19 protein-coding genes are annotated in these 23,995 nt (G+C 27.5%); 2 read left to right on the forward strand and 17 right to left on the reverse strand.

Features of this window, described 5'->3' with window-relative positions; genetic code table 11:
* Window positions 1–411: 411 nt before the first annotated feature.
* Window positions 412–2,319: a glutamine synthetase gene (locus J7G74_RS07140; RefSeq protein ID WP_297133508.1), complete on the reverse strand. Its 1,908-nt coding sequence runs from the start codon at window positions 2,317–2,319 to the stop codon at window positions 412–414.
* 295 nt (window positions 2,320–2,614) lie between these two features.
* Between J7G74_RS07140 and J7G74_RS07145 the strand changes: the two genes are divergently transcribed.
* Complete coding sequence (locus J7G74_RS07145; RefSeq protein ID WP_297133510.1) at window positions 2,615–3,376, forward strand: 3'-5' exonuclease; 762 nt, start codon at window positions 2,615–2,617, stop codon at window positions 3,374–3,376.
* A 36-nt stretch (window positions 3,377–3,412) separates the two neighbouring features.
* Here J7G74_RS07145 and J7G74_RS07150 read toward each other — a convergent pair whose 3' ends face one another.
* The gene (locus J7G74_RS07150) at window positions 3,413–4,165 is read right to left on the reverse strand and encodes an exodeoxyribonuclease III (protein ID WP_297133514.1); all 753 of its coding nucleotides are present in this window, start codon (window positions 4,163–4,165) and stop codon (window positions 3,413–3,415) included.
* A 12-nt stretch (window positions 4,166–4,177) separates the two neighbouring features.
* Complete coding sequence (locus J7G74_RS07155) at window positions 4,178–5,131, reverse strand: galactose-1-phosphate uridylyltransferase (RefSeq protein WP_297133516.1); 954 nt, start codon at window positions 5,129–5,131, stop codon at window positions 4,178–4,180.
* A gap of 283 nt (window positions 5,132–5,414) precedes the next feature.
* On the opposite strand from J7G74_RS07155, the gene J7G74_RS07160 reads away from it, so the two are divergent.
* Window positions 5,415–6,614, forward strand: coding sequence for a pyridoxal phosphate-dependent aminotransferase (locus J7G74_RS07160; protein ID WP_297133518.1), 1,200 nt, complete (start codon window positions 5,415–5,417; stop codon window positions 6,612–6,614).
* A 55-nt stretch (window positions 6,615–6,669) separates the two neighbouring features.
* Here J7G74_RS07160 and J7G74_RS07165 read toward each other — a convergent pair whose 3' ends face one another.
* The 14 genes from J7G74_RS07165 to J7G74_RS07230 form a co-directional block, all read right to left on the reverse strand.
* Window positions 6,670–7,122 (reverse strand): MarR family winged helix-turn-helix transcriptional regulator, encoded by a 453-nt coding sequence (locus J7G74_RS07165; protein WP_297133519.1) that lies wholly within the window; start codon window positions 7,120–7,122, stop codon window positions 6,670–6,672.
* A 245-nt stretch (window positions 7,123–7,367) separates the two neighbouring features.
* Entirely contained in the window at window positions 7,368–8,813 is a 1,446-nt protein-coding gene (gene purB / locus J7G74_RS07170; protein WP_297133522.1) for an adenylosuccinate lyase, read from the reverse strand.
* Window positions 8,814–8,904: 91 nt separating this feature from the next.
* Window positions 8,905–9,813 carry a tyrosine-type recombinase/integrase gene (locus J7G74_RS07175; protein ID WP_297133523.1) on the reverse strand — a complete coding sequence of 303 codons (909 nt, stop codon included), beginning with the start codon at window positions 9,811–9,813 and terminating at the stop codon, window positions 8,905–8,907.
* 106 nt (window positions 9,814–9,919) lie between these two features.
* Window positions 9,920–11,704, reverse strand: a complete 1,785-nt coding sequence (locus J7G74_RS07180; RefSeq protein WP_297133526.1) for a DEAD/DEAH box helicase family protein — start codon at window positions 11,702–11,704, stop codon at window positions 9,920–9,922.
* Between the two features lie 151 nt (window positions 11,705–11,855).
* A complete protein-coding gene (rny, locus tag J7G74_RS07185; RefSeq protein ID WP_297133527.1) occupies window positions 11,856–13,394 on the reverse strand; it encodes a ribonuclease Y in 1,539 nt (512 codons plus the stop codon).
* A 246-nt stretch (window positions 13,395–13,640) separates the two neighbouring features.
* A complete protein-coding gene (gene recA, locus J7G74_RS07190) occupies window positions 13,641–14,672 on the reverse strand; it encodes a recombinase RecA (RefSeq protein WP_297133529.1) in 1,032 nt (343 codons plus the stop codon).
* 359 nt (window positions 14,673–15,031) lie between these two features.
* Window positions 15,032–15,574 (reverse strand): CDP-diacylglycerol--glycerol-3-phosphate 3-phosphatidyltransferase, encoded by a 543-nt coding sequence (gene pgsA, locus J7G74_RS07195; RefSeq protein WP_297133532.1) that lies wholly within the window; start codon window positions 15,572–15,574, stop codon window positions 15,032–15,034.
* Window positions 15,558–16,895, reverse strand: coding sequence for a 30S ribosomal protein S12 methylthiotransferase RimO (rimO, locus tag J7G74_RS07200; RefSeq protein WP_297133535.1), 1,338 nt, complete (start codon window positions 16,893–16,895; stop codon window positions 15,558–15,560). Before rimO ends, pgsA begins: the two co-directional genes overlap by 17 nt.
* Window positions 16,889–17,947 (reverse strand): tRNA 2-selenouridine(34) synthase MnmH, encoded by a 1,059-nt coding sequence (gene mnmH, locus J7G74_RS07205; RefSeq protein ID WP_297133537.1) that lies wholly within the window; start codon window positions 17,945–17,947, stop codon window positions 16,889–16,891. Before mnmH ends, rimO begins: the two co-directional genes overlap by 7 nt.
* 3 nt (window positions 17,948–17,950) lie before the next feature.
* The gene (locus tag J7G74_RS07210) at window positions 17,951–20,299 is read right to left on the reverse strand and encodes an FtsK/SpoIIIE family DNA translocase (RefSeq protein ID WP_297133586.1); all 2,349 of its coding nucleotides are present in this window, start codon (window positions 20,297–20,299) and stop codon (window positions 17,951–17,953) included.
* A gap of 175 nt (window positions 20,300–20,474) precedes the next feature.
* Window positions 20,475–21,320, reverse strand: a complete 846-nt coding sequence (locus J7G74_RS07215) for a ClpP family protease (protein WP_297133540.1) — start codon at window positions 21,318–21,320, stop codon at window positions 20,475–20,477.
* Between the two features lie 216 nt (window positions 21,321–21,536).
* Window positions 21,537–21,782, reverse strand: coding sequence for a YlmC/YmxH family sporulation protein (locus J7G74_RS07220; protein ID WP_297133545.1), 246 nt, complete (start codon window positions 21,780–21,782; stop codon window positions 21,537–21,539).
* Between the two features lie 36 nt (window positions 21,783–21,818).
* The gene (locus J7G74_RS07225; protein ID WP_297133547.1) at window positions 21,819–23,060 is read right to left on the reverse strand and encodes a M16 family metallopeptidase; all 1,242 of its coding nucleotides are present in this window, start codon (window positions 23,058–23,060) and stop codon (window positions 21,819–21,821) included.
* An 84-nt stretch (window positions 23,061–23,144) separates the two neighbouring features.
* Window positions 23,145–23,894 (reverse strand): polysaccharide deacetylase family protein, encoded by a 750-nt coding sequence (locus tag J7G74_RS07230; protein WP_297133550.1) that lies wholly within the window; start codon window positions 23,892–23,894, stop codon window positions 23,145–23,147.
* Between the last annotated feature and the right edge of the window lie 101 nt (window positions 23,895–23,995).

Below are 23,995 nucleotides of genomic sequence, written 5' to 3' on the forward strand. Positions count from 1 at the left end.
ATTTTTTAATTTTTTTAACAATATTTATAGTATTATTAAGCTTTTTATTTATTTTTTTATCACCTAAAAAATTTAATTCTACTAAACACTTAAGATTATTATCTTACATTCTTATAATTGTCATAGCCTTATTACCTATATCATAAAAGGTGCTTAATTTGAACGACTTGATAATTTTCTTAAGTTAATAAGTTATAAATTATGTTTATCCATAAAACAAATAAAAAATTCGCTTCGCTCATGTCGCCAACGGCTTTGCCCCGTTGCTCAAAATTTACTTTTTTACAATTTTTCAAGTGTATTGATAATACTTTAGCCTAGAAGTTTTCCACAGGTTTGAAGTCAATATAATGTCCTTGTAAGTAAAAAATAAAACCTGTGAATACTATCCACAGGTTTTATTTTCATTTATTAGAATATATTTTTTGAGTAATCTAAGTATAATTCTTGTAATTTTTTCATATCATTGCTAAGTTCTAACTGAAGTGTCGATACTAATTCATAGTCTTTATTTTCAATTGCTTCAATTATTTTTGTAAATAAAGATTTATTAGTTAGTGTATCTTTCATAACTTTTACTTTTAAATCCGATATTGCATTCCAGTTAACTTCATCTAGTGCATCCATATTCTCTTTTGTATGAAGTTTCACATAACTTCTTAGTCTATCCATATGCTCATGTATTATTCTAAATCTTAATTCTTTTTTCCATTTATCTATTGCTCCTGTTTTAAAAGAATCAATTATACTATCACTAAACACATCTCCATGCTTTAAAGATACTAATTTTTCTTTGTATTTTTCAAAGTTTTGCATATTCTCATATACAGTAGCTGGTGGTAGACCAAATCTTTCATTTCTTTCTACTTCATTATAATATTCAAATACATCATTTTCATCTCTATACATTCTATCTTTTTCTAAATAAAAACTTTCGTCTCCAATTCCTTTAGAAATTTCTTTTTCTAATTCTTTTGTAGTTAATTCACTTTTAGCAGTAGCTATTATTCCATCTAGCATAGTTTGGTAACACCCAGCTATAACTAAATAAGTATTAGATAAAGGATTCGGCGATCTAAGTTCAAATCTTAAAGTTTTTGGGTTTTTAGCATCTCTAATCAAACCAACTAAGACAGATCTATTTCTAGAAGGTATTTGATATGTATGACCTAATGAAGTTACTATACATATAGGAGCTTCAAATCCAGGTACTAACCTTTCAAATCCATCATTACTGCAAGTTACTATTGGATTTAATACCTCATAATTGTGAAGTATTCCCATTAATGCTCCATATCCAATTTCACTTAAATAATCCTCTTTCATATCTATTGGAGCAAATAAATTTTGTAATTTTCCATTTTTTAATTTTACACTTGCTCCCACATGAGTATGACCACCACTACCAGCTACGCCATAAATTGGTTTAGCTTTAAATGTAACCTCTAATCCATTCATTGTAAATATGTCTTCGATTACCTCTTTTACTATAAGTTGATTATCTGCAGCTCTTAAAGGTGTATCAAATTTCCAAGATACCTCTAACTGCTCCATAGCATGATTAGTTTTTCCTTCTATACTTATAGAACTTTGTATTCCCCCAACCTCTTTATGAGCCATTTCTGGACATATACCTAAATTTTGTAATTTTATTAAAGACTTTTCTAAACAAGTTCTTATTAGACCATGTGTTCTTTTCCAATATTGCTCTTTTAAACTTTGCGAAACTGCTAATTTTTCTAAATCTGCTTTATCTTCTGGTGTATTCACCCAGAATTCCAACTCTGTAGCAGATGTTAATATTATCTCTTCTATATCATCTATACTATTTATTCCGATATTATTTATCATATGTGGATATTCTTTAAATATTTCAATTAAAGACTTTTTAAAATTCTTTTCAGCTTTTTGTAAAATCCCTCTTGAACATACTTTTTTATTATTATGAATTAAAAACGCTGGTATTTTTAATGTTCCTATAGGAAGATTCGTAGATTCATCTATATGATCTAAATTGTAATCTACATACCATTTAGAATTTACATCTGGCATTAAATCTACTTTAGCATTATTTAATGTAGCTATATTATACAACTCAACACTTGATCCATCAGTTTGAATAGCAGATTTTAAAAATCCATCTACATCCTCTAAGAAAAGCTCTATGGGTATCTTTTCATCTGTAGCATTCCCTCCTAAATCTACCCCAACTAAAGAAACAAATCTTATATTTTTATGTTTTAATATTAATTCTTTAAATTCTTCATTTTTATAGTCTTTTTTGTTAACATAATATAACATATCATTATTGCAATTCATCTTAAAACTCCCTCCAAATTTGCCCTAAACATTTCCGTATATTATCATATTCAAGTATTTTATAATTCGTATTTTTACTTACTTTATTATAATCAATAGAATTATTTTTCGCAATGTTTTTTTAACCATTCTATGAATATTTTGACAATATAGTAAATAGCATAAAAAAGCCTTTTACTTTTATAAAAAGTTTAACTTTTTATAAATTATAGGTTATACTTAGAAATAGATATTATAATTTAACTTCATTTTAAATTATAGTATTGGCATAATTAATAGTTTAGGAGAAAAAATTATGGAGTATATAGTTTTTGATTTAGAGTTTAATCAAGGATTTGATAAAAAACTAAACAAAACAGTTTCTGATGAAAAATGTCCTTTTGAAATTCTTCAAATTGGAGCTGTTAAACTTGATTCAAATCTTAATATTATTGATACATTTGACACATTTATCAAACCTAATATATATAAGGAAATTCATCCTTTTATAAAAAAAATGACTAATATTAGCAATGACGATGTCAAAGATGCCCCAGCATTTGTAGATGCCTTCGAAATGTTTAAAAGTTTTATGAACAATGAAAACAATAATGTTTTATGTGTTTGGGGTAATGGTGATTTAAAGGAATTATATAGAAACATTAGGTACTATAATTTATCTATAGATAATATATCGAATGATTATATTAATGTACAACAACATGCATCGGTCTATTTTAACAATCCAACAGGAAAAAGTATAGGTCTTCAAAATGCAATTACTTTATTAGAGTTAAATCAAGATAAATCTTATCATAATGCATTAAATGATGCTTATTATACCTCTCTAGTATTTAAGCAAATTTATAGTGATGCAATAGAAATTAAACACTATGATTTTGATGCATTAAATAAAACTAAAAAAACTTCTACTAAAAGAAAAATTAACTATGATAATATTTTCAAAGAATTTAAAAAGATCTTAAATAGAGATCTAAATAAAGAAGAAAAGAAAATAATCCATCTAGCCTATAAAATGGGTAGAAAAAGTAAGTGTCAAAATGATTACAAAGAATAAGAAATCCTTCCTCTATGATATGGAAGGATTTTTTTATTATTTTATTATAAGCTCTACTGGACAGTGGTCTGAACCTAATACTTCAGTATGAATTGTAGCACCTTCAAGTCTGTCTTTTATTTTTTCAGATGCACAGAAATAATCGATTCTCCAACCAGCATTTTTTTCTCTAGCTTTAAATCTATAAGACCACCATGAATAAATATTTTCTTTATCAGGGTAAAAATATCTAAAAGTATCTATGAATCCTTCATCTAATAATTTAGAGAATTTTTCTCTTTCTTCATCTGTAAAACCAGCATTTTTTCTATTAGTTTTTGGATTTTTTAAATCAATTTCTTTATGCGCAACATTTAAATCTCCACAAACTATAACAGGCTTTATTTCGTCTAATTTCTTTAAGTAGGCTCTAAAATCATCTTCCCACTTCATCCTATAATCTAGTCTTTTTAATTCGTTTTGAGAATTAGGTGTGTATACTGTTACAAGATGGAAATCTTCAAATTCTAAAGTAATTACCCTACCTTCTTGATCATGTTCTTCCATACCTATTCCATATGACACTCTTAGTGGCTCAACTTTTGTAAAAATAGCAGTTCCTGAATATCCTTTTTTCTTAGCATAATTCCAGTATTGATAATAACCATCTAATTGTAAATCAATTTGGTTTTCTTGAAGCTTTGTTTCTTGTAAACAAAACATATCTGCATCTACTTTATTAAAAAATTCCATAAAATTTTTATTTACACAAGCTCTAATTCCATTAACATTCCATGATATAAGTTTCATTTTGTCCTCCATTTAATCAAATCTATATTTTGATGCTAATTCTTCAGCACTAACCGAAGAAACATACATACCTGTACTTAATTCAAATCCCCCTAAATTAAATTTTCTAGGAACTATATGAATATGTACATTGAATATATGTTTATAGTCTTTTTCCTCATTTATTGGATGTGTATGAATGTATATATTAAAGGGACAATTTCCTTCTTCTTCATACATTTTATTAAAATATTTTTTTAATATTATAGATAGTTCTTTTAATTTTTCATTAGTAATATCTTCAAAATATATATTGTCTTTAAAAACAATTATAGTGTCTCCAGCATATTTGCTAATTTCTGGTATATATACCAAATAGCTCTCACTGCTATGTATAACTCTTTTTCCATAGTTTATCTCTTCTGCAATCAGATTACTATAAATATTTATACCCATTTTTTTATAAAACTCACTACAAACTTCATATTCTCTCTCTAATTCTGGTGGTATAAGAGGAAGAGATATTATTTGTGAATGAGGATGCATTAAAGATGCTCCAGCCTTTCTCATATAGTTTTTAAATATGCAAATATACTTAATATCACTATCTTTCAAATTTATATATCTATTTTTATAAGTTAAAAGTAAATTATAAAATTCTCCTTCTTCCATATTATAGAAACTGCTATTATGCTTATAAGTATCTATAATTACTTCGTGAGTTCCTTTTATCTTATTTTCAGAATTTTGATCTATTATAGGATATTTATTTTTAACAGACTTTACTAACCAATTATTATTTTTACTCATAATAAAAGTTTCTTCTGATATTAATTCTTCATTTCCTCTACAAAAAGGACAGAGCTCGCTATATTCCCCAAAAGCCTCATAATCATTAGTTGTGTTTTTGTCCATTGGTCTTTTTCTTCTATCATTTGCAATGATTACTTTAGCATTATTTAATTTATCTATACCAAGTTCTTTCATTATAAACTCCTTTATTATATTTTTTAATTTTCTCGAAAATTTATTATATCTTAGTATAAGTTTATTATCTTAATTATATTTAAAAAAATGTATTATGTAAATGTATCAAAGTTAATGACAATAAGTTTAATTATCTTTATAAATAGTTTAATATTCATATAAAATTAATTAAAGATATTATTATATTTTTTTATCATAATGCAAGTCATATTCCTTTGTGCTAATATTAAATTAGAATAAGATTTTGCAATCATTTCACATTTATTTCAAGGAGGAATATTTAATGAAATTTTCAAAAAGACTTAGTTCTATGCAAGAATCACCAATAAGAAAATTAGCTCCATTCGCTACAGCTGCTAAAGCTGAGGGCGTAAAAGTTTATCATTTAAATATAGGCCAACCAGATATAATTACACCAACAGGATTTTTTGACAAAGTAAAAAGTTTTGACAATAAAGTATTAGAATATGCAGGTTCTCAAGGCATACCTGAATTAATCGAAGCAATAAGAAAGTATTATACTACATATAATATGGACTTTGCTAAGGAAGATATAATAGTAACTAATGGTGGTAGTGAAGCTTTATTATTCTCTTTCATGGCTGCTTGCGACCCAGGAGATAATATACTAGTCCCAGAGCCATTCTACACTAACTACAACGGTTTTGCACAATGTTTAAATATTGAAGTAAAATCTGTAACTACTCTAGCAGAGGAAGGTTTCCATCTTCCTTCAAAAGAAGAAATCCTTGCTAAAATAGATGATAAAACATCTGCAATATTAGTAGTTAACCCTGGTAATCCAACAGGATGTGTTTACACTAAAGAAGAAGTTCAGATGTTAGCTGATATAGCTAAAGAAAAAGACTTATGGTTAATAGCTGATGAGGTTTACAGAGAGTTTGTTTACGAAGGATTAGAATATACTAGCTTCGGAAATATGAAAGAAGTTGAAGATAGGGTAGTTATAATAGACAGTGTTTCTAAAAGATACAGTGCTTGTGGAGCTAGAATAGGATCTATTGCTTGTAAAAATAAAAAATTCATGGCTGAAGTCATGAAAGTATGCCAAGGAAGACTTTGTGTTGCTACATTAGAACAGTTAGGTGCGGCTGCTTTATATAACACTCCAACTTCTTACTTTAAAGAAGTTAATGATGAATATAGAAAAAGAAGAGATACTTTATATGGTGAATTAATGAAGGCTGAAGGTGTAATTTGTGAAAAACCTATGGGTGCATTCTATATTGTAGCTAAGTTACCTGTTGAAAACGCTGAAGATTTCGTTGCATGGACCTTGAAAGAGTTCCGTAGAAATGGAGAAACTGTAATGTGTACTCCAGCAGAAGGATTCTACTCTACTCCAGGCCTTGGTAAGAATGAAGTAAGACTTGCTTATGTATTAAAAGAAGAAGATTTAAGAAAAGCTGGTCAATTATTAAGAGAGGCTTTAGAAGAATACAATGCATTAGCTCATGCTTAATAAAAATATTATAAATTATAAATCCATCTTATGTATAAGATGGATTTTTTTATTATTATCTTAATTCTTCTTTGCTTAATATGTACTGAAGGGTTTCTAATGCTTCTTGATATCTTAATCTATCACATTCATCTAACTTAAATAGCTTTTCCTCTAATTGTCCACTTAATTTATTAGTAAAGTCTACAGCTAATTTATCTCCTTCTTCTGTTATCATTATCATATATTTTCTTCTATCAGACAGATCTTTTTCCCTGTAAACGTATCCCTTTTTAGTTAAATCGTCTATCATGCTTGTTAAGCTACCTTTTTCAATGTTTAATTTAGCACATAATTCCGTCATACTTATACTACCGTGATTTTTTATAAATACCAATGCTCTTAATTGAGTCTTATTAACATTACATAATGCCGAATATTTCTTTAGGTATTCTAAATATAAACTAGAATAAATTTTAGGAAAAGTTTTTGATAAAAAACCTATTGTATTTGTTACTATACAGTTCATTTAATCACCTCAGATGCTTAATTTATTGACTTTTACTCCATTATAGTTTACAATAAAAACTTTTTAAGTACAATACTTTTCATGAATATATCCACTATATCCAAAGTATTTGTTTTTATTTTTTATGATAAAACTCGACTTTAATTTTCTATATTTTTAAATATAATAAATAAAAATTTTAATTATGCAAAAATAAAAAACGAAGAGTCTATTTTGACTCTTCGTCTAATTTCTAATTTATGAAACTATACTCTTAAATCTACTTGTAAACCTATACAATCTTTATATTCACTTATAGCTGGCTCTAGATATTCTTCCACGAATTCTACCACTTGTTCAGGAGCTCTACCAACAAAGTTAATTGGATCTAGTATAGATAATATCTCTTCTTTATCGATCATGCTAAATGCTTCATCTTCTATTATAAGGTCTATTAAGTTATTATTTAAACCTTCATGTTTTACTCTATATGCAGCTTTCATAGATAATTCTCTTATTACTTCGTGTAACTCTTGTCTATCTCCACCTCTTTTTACAGCTTCCATAAGTATATTTTCTGTAGCCATGAATGGTAGTTCTTCATCTATATGTTTTCTTATCATATTTTCATATACAACTAAACCATCAGTTACATTTATACCTATTTCTAATATAGCATCAGCTGCCATGAATGCTTGAGGTATAGCTAATCTCTTATTAGCTGAATCATCTAAACTTCTCTCTAGCCACTGTGTAGCTTCAACTAATGCTGGAGAAATTGATTCAGATATTATGAATTTTGATAAAGATGCTATTCTTTCACTTCTCATAGGATTTCTTTTATAAGCCATAGCAGATGAACCTATTTGATTTTTTTCAAATGGCTCTTCTAATTCTTTTAAACTCTGCAATAATCTTATATCGTTTGTCATCTTATGCATACTTTGTGCTATTCCGGCAAGTACATTTAATACTTGAGAATCTAACTTTCTAGTATAAGTTTGTCCACTTACTTTATATGATTCTTTGTATCCCATCTTTTGACATACTATTTTATCTAATTCTTTTATTTTATCATTGTCACCTTCAAATAAACTAACGAAACTTGCTTGTGTTCCTGTTGTACCTTTTACCCCTCTAAGTTTCATATTATCAAGTCTGTAATTTAAATCTTCTAAGTCTATTATTAAGTCTTGAGCCCAAAGAGTCGCTCTTTTACCTACAGTGGTTAATTGAGCTGCTTGGAAATGAGTAAATCCTAATGTTGGAACATCTTTATATTTCAAAGCAAAATCTTTTAAATTATTTATTAAATTAACAAGTTTAACTCTTATTAATTTTAAAGCTTCATTCATTTGTATAACATCTGTATTATCTCCAACATAAGCTGAAGTTGCTCCAAGATGTATTATACCTTTTGCTTTTGGGCATTGAAGTCCATATGCTTTAACATGACTCATAACATCATGTCTAACTTCTTTTTCTATTTTTTTTGCTTCTTCGAAATTTATGTCATCTATGTGAGCTTTTAATTCTTCTATTTGCTCATCACTTATATTTATTCCTAATTCTTTTTCTCCCTCTGCTAATGCAATCCATAATTTTCTCCAAGTTGAAAATTTGAATTGTGGAGAAAATATATAACTCATATTTTTACTACAGTATCTCTCTGTTAAAGGATTTGAATATGTTGTATATTTGTTATCTATCATCTTTGCACCATCCCTAAATCTTTTTCTATTCCAAAGAATATTATATATAATTTAACGAACAATAACAATATTTTTTATCAATTTGTTCATATTATTTTTTATTTATCTTTAGATTATCTTTACCTAACATAAAATCTATACTTTCACTATCTACAAAATTTAATACATGTTTGTATCTTATAGCATAATATTTGTCACTCCAACCAAGTTGTTTTTTTATATCTTCTTTATCTGCACCAAGCATAAGGCTTATAGCTGCATAAGAATGCCTTAAGTCTTTTGCAGAGTATTGAGATAAACCTGCCATATCAAAAGCTTTTTTTACTATCATCCTTACATTTCTATCAGTAATAGACTGACTTTTTTGTGTTGTAAAAATATAATCGTCTGTAGGTATTATTATTTCACTAAGACCAGAAAAATATCTATAACTTTCAATCAATCTGAAACAATAAGGATGTAATTTAACTACTCTTTCTTTTTTACCTTTGCCTAATCGTACATAGAAATTACTTTCTTCATCTACTATAAGATCTTTCCACTTAACTTTGACTAGTTCATTTAATAAACATCCCGTAGTTACTAAGAATATCATTATAAGACGATCCCTAGCATTCAATTTATCTAATGAGTCTACTAATTGATTTATTTCTTGTATACTCAAAACATCCTTCTTGCCTTTTTCCCTTGTTACAACAGGCTTCTCAACAGATGTAAAAGGATTAACCTCAATATATTTTTCTCTTTTCATAAATGCATAAAAACTATGTAGATAACTAAATATTTTTTCACAAGTAGACTTAGCATATTCATCGTCTATGTATTCTATAAAGTCTCTACATTCATTTTTAGTGACTTCCAATAAATTTTCTATTTTTAAAAATTCTTTGAAAGATATAATTTTACTTAGGTAATCTTTTTTTGTAGAAGGCGCCATTTTTATAGAAAATAGTTGAAATATTTCATATTCTTCTTTTGTTAATATAAATTCTTGATCCATAATTACTCCTTTCATCTTTATTTTTATAAATTTTATAAATTAAAATTTAACTTCCTATGGTATTTTATTTTATAAATTAATTAAGAAGCACATAAGTGCTTCTTAATTATTCTTTTGTAGAATCAACTATTATTTTTATTAATTCACTTGAATTTTCATTAAATGTTGTTATTATAGTTAAATATTCACTAGATCTATTTATAGCCATATATATTTTATTTAGATCTCCAACAAAGTCATTAATTTGATAATCTTGATACTCTTCATTTATAGTTTGATTATATAACATTTCTAACTCACAAAATACAACCGCTTTATATTCTAAGTTTTTTATAAAATACAAATTAGATATTGTTACTCCACCGTCTTTATCGTATTTAGTTAAGTTATCATCACCTTGTATAAAAGGAATATTCCCTTCACTTAAAGCTTTTTTCAATAAGTATTGGAAATATATAGTTTTTCCATTTTTAAGTCTTTTTTTATTATACGGATATACTATAGCTATGTCACTATAATTCAATCCTTTATTACTTATTAAATATTTTATTTCCCATAATATGGCACTTATTTGATCCTCTAAGTCATCTACTTTTATTACTTGAGCATTTATTCCTTCATTAATAATATTATTCGATTCTTTATATATATCTCTATTAATATTCTTTCTTAGATTTTTTATATATTTATTTGCATTTCTACAAAATTGATTTGAAAAATCTACAATATATTTTCCTTCTCTTAAATTATTATCCAACATAATTTTTTCATCAAAACTTATATAACTAAAGGGTTCTTTAAAAATATTTACGTTATTATAAATATTTAGACATTCACAGTAAAAAATATTAAATATATACTTCTTTTCATACAGAAAATCTTGTATAAATTCTATGTCTTTTTGTTCAAAACTTTCGCTTTCATCTATAAATATACCTTTAAAGATTTTTTTGTTTTTTATGATATTTTTCGCTTGTTTTATTAAATTATTAAAAGTTCTTTCGTAATCTTGCTTTAACATAGCATAATCTAGTATTAAATTATATTTTTTAGCCAACTTGAATACAAAAGATGATATAGTATGAACTTCTAAATTATTATTTTCTTTATATAGTAATTTTATAGTTTCTCTCAATTGATTACATAATTGCTTAGTATGTGTGAATATAATAAAGTTATGATGAGGGTAAATACGTGCTAATTTAATAGCTCTAGACATCATCAAAGATGTTTTACCGCTACCTGTAGGTCCTTCTATTAAAGTCTTACCATAATTAATTGAAATAGTTTTTTCTAATTGTTCATCTGTTAACATAGAAGCACTATAATTATAATCACCTTGAGAAAAAGTAATTTTTTTAAATTCTTTATTAAGATGATATTGTCCATTAAGTTCATAATATTCAGGACATATATCTAATATATAAAGATTTAATTCAATTTCATTATTAACTTCTTTAAGATAGTTATCTAACTTATCACGATTTCCTATTATCTCTTCTAATTTATTCTTATCTATAATATTATTTTTCACAAAACTTTCAAATCCATAATAATCTTCAATCTCTACATATGGCATAATAAAAACATAATTAAAGCTAATATTACTATGAAATTGAGCCATTTTAAACTTAAGTAGTTCATACTCTTCATTCATTACTTCAATTAGTTCTTCATCTAGGATTGAAAATATTTCTTCGCTTGTATCCATAAATTTTATAAAAAGTATTTTATTATCTTTTATATATAATAGATCTGTATTTATACCTCTAAATGGAGTTACTTTGGGTATTATATTAGTATTATCAGATATTTTTTTATAAAAAATCTTTTCTACTTCTTTTATTTTTAATGCATCTAATTGTGAGTTGATATTTATCTTTTGTCTCAATTTGCATTCCCCCTTTATAGTAATTATATCATTTAAACATATATTTTACTATATTATCAAATATATACATTTTGCATAATTTTTTTACAATTAAGATACTCTATAATATAATAGTACATAAAAAAAGAGAGGTTATACCTCTCTTTTTTATTTATTTAGCATATTCAATTGCTCTTGTTTCCCTTATTATACTTACTTTTATTTGACCTGGATATTCAAGCTCGTCCTCAATTTGTTTAGTCATCTTTCTAGCTAATAAATGAAGTTCTTCATCATTTATGCTGTCAGGCTTAACCATTATTCTAATTTCTCTACCTGCTTGAATTGCATAAGATTTTTCTACACCTTCATAAGAGTTAGCAATTTCTTCAAGCTTTTCTAATCTCTTAATATAAGCTTCTAAAGTTTCTCTTCTTGCCCCTGGTCTTGCTGCAGATATTGCATCTGCTGCTGTAACTAATACAGCTTCAACTATTTGTGGCTCATAATCCCCATGATGAGTACTCATAGCATGTATAACATCTTTAGATTCTTTATATCTTCTAAGTAAGTCCATACCTATATCAACATGAGTCCCTTCCATTTCATGGTCCACAGCTTTTCCTATATCATGTAATAAACCTGCTCTTTTAGCTAGCTTTATATCAGCTCCTATTTCAGCAGCCATTATACCAGCTATATGAGCTACCTCTATTGAGTGTTTTAATACATTTTGACCATAACTAGTTCTGTAGTTTAATCTTCCTAATAATTTAACTAATTCAGGATGTAGTCCATGTACACCAGTTTCAAAAGTTGCTTGTTCACCAAATTCTTTTATGATGTTTTCAACTTCTTTTCTTGATTTTTCAACCATTTCTTCTATTCTTGCTGGATGTATTCTTCCATCAGATATCAGCTTTTCTAAAGCGATTCTTGCTACTTCCCTTCTAATAGGGTCAAAACCTGATAAAATAACAGCTTCTGGAGTATCATCAATTATAAGATCTATACCTGTTAAGGTTTCTAGTGTTCTTATATTTCTTCCCTCTCTACCTATTATTCTCCCCTTCATTTCGTCATTAGGTAAATTAACTACCGTTACAGTAGTTTCTGCAACATGATCTGCTGCACATTTTTGGATAGCATAGCCTATTATTTCTCTTGATCTCTTATCAGCTTCTTCTTTTGCTTGAGATTCAATATCTTTAATCATTATTGACATTTCATGTCTTACTTCTCTTTCTGCATTTGTAAGTATTATTTCTTTTGCTTTTTCAGAAGTAACCCCTGATATATCCTCAAGCTTTTCAAGCTGCTTTGTTTTGATTTCTTCTACTTCTTCTTCTTTTCTTTGTACAGCTTTTAACTTATCATTTAAGTTTGATTCTTTGTTTTCTAAGCTTTGTTGTTTTCTTTCAATAGCTTCTTCTTTTTGAAGAACTCTTCTTTCGTATTTTTGTAATTCGTTACGTCTTTCTCTTTGCTCTTTTTCAGCATCAGTTCTCCATTTGTGTATCTCTTCTTTTGCTTCTAATAGCTTTTCTTTTTTAATTGTTTCTGAGTCTTTATTTGCTTTATCTATTATATCATTGGCTAAGTCTTTAGCTTCACCAATTTTAGTTTCAGATATATTTTTTCTAACAAAATATCCAACTATAATACCAATAGCTAAACCAATTATTATGGCTATAATTTCTATGACATCCACCTCCTTTGTTATAATCCCAAAATATCAATATTATTCTTTAACGTAATTTAAAATTATGACTATTATGACAATTGGTCTTAATTTTTAAAATATAATAAAGTTTCTTTATCTATAATCTTGGAATACTTTAAATAAAATCATCTTAATTTAAAATATTTTATCCTCACTTAATTTTATAATTTTTTCTATTTCATGTCAAGTTTATAGGAGGGGTGTATGCATTTTATTATTCAATTTCTCTATATTTTATTCAATTTCATCATTTTCTTCTGATACAACTGCCTTATCAAGATTATAATGTTCTCTAACCTTTGCATTTATTTCATCTGTTAAGTCCATATTATCAGCTAAGAACTTCTTAACATTTTCTCTACCTTGTCCAAGTTTTATATCGTTGTATGCATACCATGAACCTGATTTTTTAACTATTTCTATGTCAGCTGCTATGTCTAATAAATCACCTATTTTAGATATACCTTCTCCATACATTATGTCAAATTCAGCTTGTTTAAATGGAGGGGCAACTTTATTTTTTACAACTTTAACTCTAGTTCTATTTCCTAGTACTTTATCACCTTGTTTTATACTATCTATTCTTCTTACATCAAGTCTTACTGATGAGTAGAATTTAAGAGCACGACCACCAGTAGTAGTTTCTGGATTCCCAAACATTATCCCAACTTTCTCTCTTAATTGGTTTATAAATATTGCAACACAATTAGATTTCTTAATTGAACCTGTTAATTTTCTTAAAGCTTGAGACATAAGTCTTGCTTGAAGGCCAACATGAGAATCCCCCATTTCTCCTTCTATCTCTGCTTTTGGTACTAGTGCTGCTACAGAGTCCACTACTATTATATCTATTGCACCAGATCTTATTAGTGCTTCTGTTATTTCTAATGCTTGTTCCCCTGTATCTGGTTGAGATATTATTAAATTATCTATATCAACTCCTAAAGCTTTCGCATACACTGGATCTAAGGCATGCTCTGCATCTATGAATGCAGCTATTCCACCATTTTTTTGTGCCTCAGCTACTGTGTGTAAAGCAACTGTTGTTTTACCTGAAGATTCTGGTCCGTATATTTCAATGATTCTACCTTTTGGAAGTCCTCCTATTCCAACGGCAATGTCAAGTCCTATAGATCCTGTAGATATTACATCTATTGCCATTGATGTGGCTTCCCCAAGTCTCATAACTGATCCTTTACCAAAATCTTTTTCTATCTTTCCTAAAGCCTGATTAAGAGCTTGTAACTTTTCTTGTTCTATACTCATGTTATTTCATCCTTTCTCTAAAAACAAACACCTGTTCTATTTACTATATTATTATATCCTATAAAACTTTCATCGTCAATTGAAAATACCCTTATTTATAAAAACCCATGAAATTATTAAAAATAAAGACTTATACTTATATTTATAAACTTTTATTAATTCTTTTATACGATTTTATTTATTTTTATAGCAACAAATTTGTAAGTAATAAAAAAATTTACTTTGCTCATAGCCTCAACGGCTTTGCTCGTTACTTAGGTAACAAAGTTGAAAATTATACATTCTCCAAAGATTAGATAACATATAATTTCCTTACAATAAAAAACCTCCCTAGAATCAAATTCCAGAGAGGTTTTTAGTTATTTACTATTCATAAATAAATCTCTATTTTTATATAAATAATCTATTCCTGAGTATAAAGTAAAAAATGTTGCTATTAAAATAAATATACTTCCTGTATTTATTAATAAGATATTATTAAAGTTTGCACCAATTAATAATATTATTATAGCTAGCATTTGACTTATTGTTTTTATCTTACCACCGCCACTAGCAGCTATAACTTTTCCATCAGCTGCAGCAATAGCTCTTAAAATACTAACGGTAAGCTCTCTAGATACTATTATTATAACCATCCATCCAGCAACTAAATCAGACTCTATCATGCATATAAGTGCTGATATTACTAATAATTTATCTGCTAAAGGATCCATAAATTTTCCAAAGTCTGTTACCAGATTATTTTTTCTAGCAATATGACCATCTAGTGCATCTGTTATTGATGCTATTACAAATATTAAGCAAGATATTAAGTAATGATTTTGTATATTAGACATCATTACTAATATAAATACCGGTATTAACAAAATCCTAAGTAATGTTAATTTATTTGGTAAATTCATCTTGTATATCCCCCATTAAATCATACTCTAGGGCTTTATCAATTTTTACCTTAACAAAATCTCCCGCCTCTAGATCTGTATGTGATTTTACATATACTATACTATCAATTTCTTCTGCATCATATTGAGTTCTACCCATATATACGTTGTCTTCAATTTGCTCTTCTATTAGTACTTCATAAATATTTCCAACTTTATTTTGATTTATTTCTTCAGAAATACCTTGTTGTACCATCATTAAAACATCTCTTCTTTCTGCCTTAACCTCTTCTTCAATATGATTAGGTAATTTATCAGCAGCTGTACCTTCTTCTCTTGAGTAAGTAAATGCTCCCAATTTATCAAACTTAACTTCTTTAACAAATTCCACAAGTTGTTCAAAATCATCTTCATCTTCTCCTGGGAATCCAGTTATTATTGTAGTTCTAAGTGTAGCATCTGGTATATTCTTTCTAATCATTTCTATTTTAGACAAAATATCTTCTTTAGTAGTTTTTCTATTCATTAATTTTAATATTTTATTACTTGCATGTTGTATTGGCATATCAAAGTAATTACAAATATTATCATGTCTTTTTATAACATCTACTAGCTCTTCAGTTATTGATTCTGGATATGAGTACATTATTCTTATCCATTTTAAACCTTCAATTCCTGCTAATTGATCTAATAATTCAGGTAAAACAGGTTTTCCATATATATCAGAGCCATACATTGTACTATCTTGTGCTATAACTACAATTTCTTTAACACCATTTTGTGCTAAAGTCTTAGCTTCAGATATTATATCTTCCATTTTTCTACTTCTTTGTTTCCCTCTTAACTTAGGTATTATACAATAAGTACAATGCTTATCACATCCTTCACTTATTTTTAAGTATGCCATATAGCTTGGTGTAGAAACATATCTTGGAAGATCTTCATTGTATACAAATTCTATATCATTTAAACTTACAATTTGCTTTTCTTTTTGTAATCCTTCTAATATTTCATCTATATTTTGATAACTTCCAGTACCAACTATAGCATCAATTTCAGGAATTTCTTCTTTTAATTCATCTGAATATCTTTGAGCTAAACAGCCAGTAACAATAAGTAATTTTAAATTACCAGTTTCCTTAAGATTTGCAAACTCAATTATTGTATCTATAGATTCTTGTTTTGCTGACTCTATAAATCCACATGTATTTACTAAGATTACATCTGCTTCTTCAAAATCCCCTGTTAATTTGTATCCCTTTTTATTTAATATACCCATCATTATTTCTGCATCAACTAGATTTTTAGAACAACCTAATGATTCAAGTGCTATTTTTAACATTGTTTAACTCCTTCCACTGCTGCCTTATGAAAACTCATTAATTCTTTTAATGTCTCATTAATTGCTTTAAAGTCTATTGTTTTATCATATTTATATTGTTTTATAGAATGCATATATAGTGGGTCATAATATGAAATTAAGTAATTTCCTACAAGCTCTTCATATTTACCTTTTTCTAGTAAATCTAAATATTCGTCAACTTGCTTATTACCCAGCCTTTTTCTAAATGTATTTATGCATTTTTTAAGTTCTTCAATATTTAGTTCATCTCTATCATAAATATATTCTTTACAAAGTCTTTTTACTCTTTCATTTATATCACATTCTATAAGAATATGATATCCATCTCTTATGATAGCATCATATATATCATTTGGAACTAATACAGTTCCAACTCTTTTACTTTCACTTTCTATGAATAAAAAATCTGTTTTTGAAAAATATAGTGATTCAAAAATTCTAGTTTCAAAAGTTTTCTGTGATGGTGGTTTTTCATCATAAGTAATAAATCCAAAAACTGAACCAGTATTTCTTGCCATTTGCTCTAAATCAACTATATCTATATTATTTTTTTTAAGTTCTACTAATAATTCTGTTTTTCCAACTCCAGTAAGCCCATGAAGTACTATAAATTGTTTTTCATTCATTATATTACTTAAGTAATCTAATACATAATTTCTATAGGCTTTATATCCACCTTCAAGTTTATATAAATCTATTCCTATGGAACTTAACATATTCGCTACACTGCTACTTCTCATGCCACCTCTAGCACAATATATAATTATATGCTCATAATTCAATGATAAGTCTTTTACTACTTTATACATATCTTTTAGTTTCGGCGATACAAAATCAAAACCTTTATCTATTGCTTCATGTTTACCTTCTTTTTTATAAATAGTACCAATTTCATGATACTCATCATTATCAAATAAAGGTAAGTTATAAGCATTTAATATATGGTCATCTACATACTCTTTTTCAGTTCTAACATCTATAAAAATTGTTTTTTCAAGTTTTAATGCATCTTCTATTTTTATTGTTTTCAAATTCTATTCACCTTCTAAATTCGCCAATTCTTCCATAGTTATTAATACCTTTCTAGGTTTACTTCCTTCACTAGGGCCAACTATCCCTCTTTCTTCCATAGCGTCTATTAACCTAGCAGCTCTATTAAATCCTATTTTATACTTTCTCTGCAACATAGAAGATGACCCCTGTCCACTTTGTACTACAAATGCTATAGCATCTTCTAAAAATTCATCCACATCATTATTTTTAATATTAGCTGTTTTTGAGATAGTTTGTATTATTTCTTCTTCGTATTTAATTTCTTCTTTTACTTGGCCTTTTACAAAATCTATAACTTTATCAGAATCATTTTCTGAAATATATGCACCTTGTAATCTAACTGGCTTAGAAGCTCCTAAAGGATAGAATAACATGTCACCTTTACCAAGTAGTTTTTCAGCTCCACCCATATCTAATATTGTTCTAGAATCTGTTTGAGATGAAACTGCAAATGCTATTCTTGATGGGATATTTGCCTTTATTACCCCTGTAATTACATCAACAGAAGGTCTTTGTGTTGCAATAATTAAGTGCATACCTGCTGCCCTTGCCATTTGCGCTAATCTACATATATAATCTTCTACTTCATTTGCACATGCCATCATTAAGTCAGCAAGCTCATCTATTATTATTACTATTTTACAAAGTTTAGTTTCACTTTTTTCATTATAACTTGTAATATCTTTTACTCCAAGCTCAGCAAATAATTTATATCTCTTATTCATTTCTACTACTGCCCAATTTAAAGCATTTGCTGCTTTTTTCGGATCAGTTACAACTGGAGATAATAAATGTGGTATTCCATTATAATTTGCTAATTCAACAACTTTAGGGTCTATAAGTAATAATTTTACTTCTTGTGGAGTAGCTTTGAATAATACACTATTTATTATTGTGTTTATACAAACACTCTTACCAGATCCTGTAGCCCCTGCAACAAGTAAATGAGGCATTTTCCCAATATCAGCCACAACAGGATTACCACTAATATCTTTCCCTAGTCCTATAGATAATACAGAAGAGTTATCCTTAAATTCTTTACTTCCAAGTACATCTCTAAGACTAACAACTTGTGGTTCATCATTTGGAACTTCTATACCTATTGCACTCTTTCCTGGTATTGGTGCTTCTATTCTTATACTTTTCGCAGCTAGACTAAGAGCTATATCATCAGACAAGTTTACAATCTTGCTCACCTTAACTCCCGGATTTGGTTGAACTTCATATCTAGTGATTGTAGGCCCTAAAGTAACTTGGCCCATCTTAGTATCTACACCAAAGTTAGATAATGTTTTAATTAATAGTGAGGCATTTTCTAAAGCCTTTCTTTTATCACTTTCATTACATTTATTACCTATTTTAGTCAATAAATCTAAACTAGGTTTTTGATAATTATAAAAAGTTGATTGATTATTAAATTCTAATTCAGTAGTTCTATCTAATGTAATTTCAGTAGTCTTATCCAGATTTACATTAGTCCTACTTAAATTTGGATTTGTATTTTGAAGATCTTTAAGTACATCTAATTCTGGCATTGAACTTGTACCTTCAAGTATTTCTAAATAATCATCATCACTTTTATTAAATCCTACTATTTTTATAGTTTTGTCTTCATCTTCTACATTTGAATCTATATTTGTATTAGTTAATTCATCTTTATTCTCATTTTTATGAAGGATATTTTTAAATAATCCTTTTTTATTGTTACCTAGTTGAGTAGTTTCATCAACCTCTTCAGTAACCAGATTAATTGCAGATTCCTTTAAATTTGACATCTTATCTTTCATACTCATATTACCATTTTTAATGTTATTAGATTTTTCTTGTATACCTAAAATTAAATCTTTTAGAGATATATTAAATGTATACATAATCGTAATAAATAATACGAATAATGAAATTAACCATCCACCTGTTAGACCAAATACTGATTTGATGAAATATGCAATTGTAGATGTAACAAGTCCACAACCACTTCCTTCTATTCCCATTTGCATAACATCTCTATACATATTTGGTTTTAGAGGATTTTCTACTGGAATTCTCCTTGCATTAATTAATCCATAAAATATGAATAAAAATAATATGAATATGTAACCAGCTTTACTCCTTTTCATTCTATAAACATATTCATTTCTTTCAAAAAATCCAAGAATACCTATTATGATTATTAGAACTGGAATAATTATGGAAAGAGCTCCAAACAACCCTTTAAAAGTGTCTTGTATAAATTGTCCTATAAGGCCCATTGAGTTTGAATTTAAACTATATAATAAAAATATACCTATGAATATTGTAACTAAATTAGAATACTCTCCAGAGATAATCATACTCTCTTTATTTTTTTTGTACTTTTTATTATTAGAGCCTTTACTTTTTTTCTTAGCCACCAATCTCACCTCTTATTTCTCATACCTTTTCAATTCAAATTAAAAGTGTTAATGGATTACATTAACACTTGACTATTAAAACATTATATCACATTTTATTAATTTTAAACAAATCTTATTTATTCTCTTGATTTTGATCATCTTTTATTAATTGTCTAAGTTTAGCTAAAGCTTCTTTAAGCCCTCCAACTTCATCTATAAGTCCACACTCAACGGCCTCTTTACCAATTAGAACACTTCCCACATCACTTACTAGTTCATCTTTAGCATGCATAAGCCTTTCTAATTCTCCTCTTTCTATATTAGAAGTCCTTGTTATAAATTCAACTATTCTCTCTTGCATCTTTTTAAAATATTCAAAAGTTTCATTTACACCTATAACAAGTCCATTAGTTCTTATAGGATGAACTATCATAGTAGCTGTTGGTGCTATATAAGAATAATCACCTGCAGTTGCAAGAGGAACACCTATTGAATGGCTTCCACCAAGGACTAAAGTTACTACTTTTTTTGAAATACTATTTATTAACTCTGCCATAGCAAGGCCTGCTTCCACATCTCCTCCTACTGTATTTAAAATAACAAGTATTCCTTTTATTTCACTACTTTCTTCAACAGAGTATAATAAAGGTATTATATGTTCATATTTTGTAGATTTTTTTTGCGGGTTACCAACAAAATGTCCTTCTATTTCGCCTATTATTGTTATGCATTGAATTTCTTTTGAGGCATTAGACGGCATATTGCTAACCCCCATTTGTTTTATATCTTGTATTTTTTCATCATCATTGTCTTGATCTTCATCTGAGTTATCATTACTATTTGCATTATTCCTATTTTCTGCTTTATTTACTTCTTTTTCTTCTACATTTGATTCATCATAATTTAAATCTTCTAATTCATTATCACTGCCACTATTATCATTTATGTATTGATTAGTATTATCTTGATTTTTTATCATTTATTTCACCTCATAGAATATATTTATTTTTATATTTCCCAATGAGTCTAAAATAAATTCTTACTTACAATAAACACAAAAAGCAAGATAAAATTATCTTGCTTTTTAGCTATAAATTTGAACATTGATTATGAATATAATTCATTGTATTTATTCTTTATTATGATACTACTATCATACCACAAAATTTTATACTAGTATTGTCGTAGGCTCTTCCTAATATATTCCTTCATATTCAATAATAATCATATCATTTCCAATTTTTTTCACATTTCTCCAAGGAATTTCTAAATCCCCTTTATCCCTTCTTATTCCAAAAAAACCTCTTTCTCTTGGTATAGATAATGCTAATATTTTTCCAGAACTTTCATCTATGATTATGTCACACTCTCCAATTACACCTAGTCTCTCTCCAGTAACTAAATTCACAATTTCTTTACCAGCCAATTCAGATAAATTCATATTTTTTCCCCCAATATAAATTAAATATTAATTATTTTATATCTGAACACTTTCTACATCTTTTCCTACAATACAGACTCCTAAATTTTCTATGTTAAATACTTTGTCAATAATCGCCTTAACTTGTTCCATATTAACGCTATTTATATGTTCTATTATTTCATCCTCATCTTTTATTTTATTATTAAGCAACATTGATTCACCCATAGATAACATTTTAGAATCAACGCCTTCTAAACTTAATATATAATTACCTTTTAATTGTTCTTTACTTTCCTTTAGCTCTTCTTCCGTAACATAATTTTCTCTTATATATTTTATTTCATTTATTATGCTTTCATATACTTCTTTCAAATATTCTTCACTTGTACTCGCAAATATACCTAATTCCCCACATTTTCTATATAATGTCTGAGATGAGTATATTGAATATGCTAGACCTTTTTCTTCTCTTATATGTTGGAATAATCTTGAGCTTGTGCTTCCCCCAAAAATATTATTAACAACTGCTAATGCATAAGATTCTTCTTCATTCTCTTCTGGTATTGCCTTTAAGTTGATAGCAATATTTACTTGCTCGCTATCTTTATTTTTTCTTACTATACAAGAGTGGAACTTAGCTTCTTCAACATCAGTACAAACTTCTTTTGTTTGCCACTCTCCAAATTTCATTTCTAACTCTTTTACTAGATTATCAAATTTAAAATTACCACAAACTGAAATTACAGCATTATTTGGTACATAATACTTATTAAAATAACTTAATATTTGCTCTTTAGTAATATTTTTGATAGTTTTTCGATTTCCTAATATATTCATCCCCAATCCATTGTCAGGGTAAATATTTTCTAATAATAAATCATAGGATAGGTCTTCTAAAGAGTCCTCATACATTTTTAACTCTTCTAATATTACAAATCTTTCTTTATTTATATCTTTTTTATCAAAAGTTGAGTTTAGTATCATATCACTTAGTACATCTATCCCCACATTAATATGCTCATCTAAAAGATGAACGTAATAGCATGTACACTCTTTATTTGTGAAAGCATTTATTTGTCCCCCCAGATTATCTATATCCCTCGCTATATCTTTTGCACTTCTATTTTTAGTCCCTTTAAATAACATGTGCTCTATAAAATGAGATACACCACTTTCATTTTGTTTTTCCATTCTAGAGCCTGTATTTATCCAAATACCTAGAGATACGGATTTAAAATATGGTATTTCCTCACCTACTACAGTAAGACCATTTTTTAAGGTTTGACATTTATACATACTATCCTCCAATTTTTTCTTTATTCTTTATATTTTCTTTATCCATAAAAACATATAGTATTAATTATAGTTTAGTAAGATAATTTATTCAACAACAAACACATCACTAAGTCTACCAGGCTTAAGATTTTTCTCCCTTATAATCTGTATTATATCATCTATACATTCAGTTGTAGCCTCTGTAGGGTGCATAAGAACTATACTTCCGTCTACTATATCTTTCTTTTTCACTCTTTCTATTATCTTTTCTGGATTATGTTTATCTTGCCAATCAATAGTATCCACATCCCACTTAAAGCATATGTAATTTAAACTTTCTGCTGCTTTTACTGTATTTGATCCAAAAGAGCCTGCTGGTGCTTGAAAGAATTTAGTTTCTTCACCTAAAGCATTATCTATTATTTTTTTAGATGTAGTTATTTGCTCTAGATTATCATCATAAGATAAGGTTGCATAATCTAAATGCTTATATCCATGATTCCCTATCTCATGACCTTCATTTTTTATTTTTAATAATAAGTCTTTATTTTTTTCTACCCATTTGCCAGTTACATTAAAAGTTATATTTACTTTTTCTTTCTTTAGAGTTTCTAATATAGATTCAACATACTCACTTTCCCATCCTAGGTCTATGTTGCATGTTAATGCAACATAGCCACTGTCCTTTTTAGTGCCCTGGGTATAGGGTTCTTTTGCTAAGTCTAAAATATTTATAGTTGGTGTAGGTTCGTTCTTTTTTACAGTAAATACAATCCCTCCTACAATTAGCAAGATAATTAAGATAAACATTATTATCTTTTTTAACTTACTTTTGTTAAGTACCATCATTATCATAAGCTTCTCCTCCTAATATGTACAAATTACTTCTTAATTAATTTTATTAGGATACCTCTTAAATTATTCTTTATTTAGGACTTGCTAAAAATAAAAAAACG

Origin of the sequence: Terrisporobacter sp. (genome assembly GCF_017888745.1) — a bacterium.
Lineage (GTDB): Bacteria > Bacillota > Clostridia > Peptostreptococcales > Peptostreptococcaceae > Terrisporobacter.

What these genes read in the sequence shown, in the direction of transcription:
- J7G74_RS07140 (WP_297133508.1), bottom strand. Translation starts at nt 2,319, where the DNA reads ATGAATTGCAATAATGATATGTTATATTATGTTAACAAAAAAGACTAT.
- J7G74_RS07230 (WP_297133550.1), bottom strand. Translation starts at nt 23,894, where the DNA reads ATGATAATGATGGTACTTAACAAAAGTAAGTTAAAAAAGATAATAATG.
- J7G74_RS07210 (WP_297133586.1), bottom strand. Translation starts at nt 20,299, where the DNA reads ATGATTATCTCTGGAGAGTATTCTAATTTAGTTACAATATTCATAGGT.
- J7G74_RS07165 (WP_297133519.1), bottom strand. Translation starts at nt 7,122, where the DNA reads ATGAACTGTATAGTAACAAATACAATAGGTTTTTTATCAAAAACTTTT.
- J7G74_RS07150 (WP_297133514.1), bottom strand. Translation starts at nt 4,165, where the DNA reads ATGAAACTTATATCATGGAATGTTAATGGAATTAGAGCTTGTGTAAAT.
- pgsA (WP_297133532.1), bottom strand. Translation starts at nt 15,574, where the DNA reads ATGAATTTACCAAATAAATTAACATTACTTAGGATTTTGTTAATACCG.
- J7G74_RS07155 (WP_297133516.1), bottom strand. Translation starts at nt 5,131, where the DNA reads ATGAAAGAACTTGGTATAGATAAATTAAATAATGCTAAAGTAATCATT.
- recA (WP_297133529.1), bottom strand. Translation starts at nt 14,672, where the DNA reads ATGAGTATAGAACAAGAAAAGTTACAAGCTCTTAATCAGGCTTTAGGA.
- J7G74_RS07175 (WP_297133523.1), bottom strand. Translation starts at nt 9,813, where the DNA reads ATGGATCAAGAATTTATATTAACAAAAGAAGAATATGAAATATTTCAA.
- J7G74_RS07160 (WP_297133518.1), top strand. Translation starts at nt 5,415, where the DNA reads ATGAAATTTTCAAAAAGACTTAGTTCTATGCAAGAATCACCAATAAGA.
- J7G74_RS07220 (WP_297133545.1), bottom strand. Translation starts at nt 21,782, where the DNA reads ATGAATTTATCTGAATTGGCTGGTAAAGAAATTGTGAATTTAGTTACT.
- J7G74_RS07145 (WP_297133510.1), top strand. Translation starts at nt 2,615, where the DNA reads ATGGAGTATATAGTTTTTGATTTAGAGTTTAATCAAGGATTTGATAAA.
- J7G74_RS07225 (WP_297133547.1), bottom strand. Translation starts at nt 23,060, where the DNA reads ATGTATAAATGTCAAACCTTAAAAAATGGTCTTACTGTAGTAGGTGAG.
- J7G74_RS07215 (WP_297133540.1), bottom strand. Translation starts at nt 21,320, where the DNA reads ATGATAAAAAATCAAGATAATACTAATCAATACATAAATGATAATAGT.
- purB (WP_297133522.1), bottom strand. Translation starts at nt 8,813, where the DNA reads ATGATAGATAACAAATATACAACATATTCAAATCCTTTAACAGAGAGA.
- rimO (WP_297133535.1), bottom strand. Translation starts at nt 16,895, where the DNA reads ATGTTAAAAATAGCACTTGAATCATTAGGTTGTTCTAAAAATCTAGTT.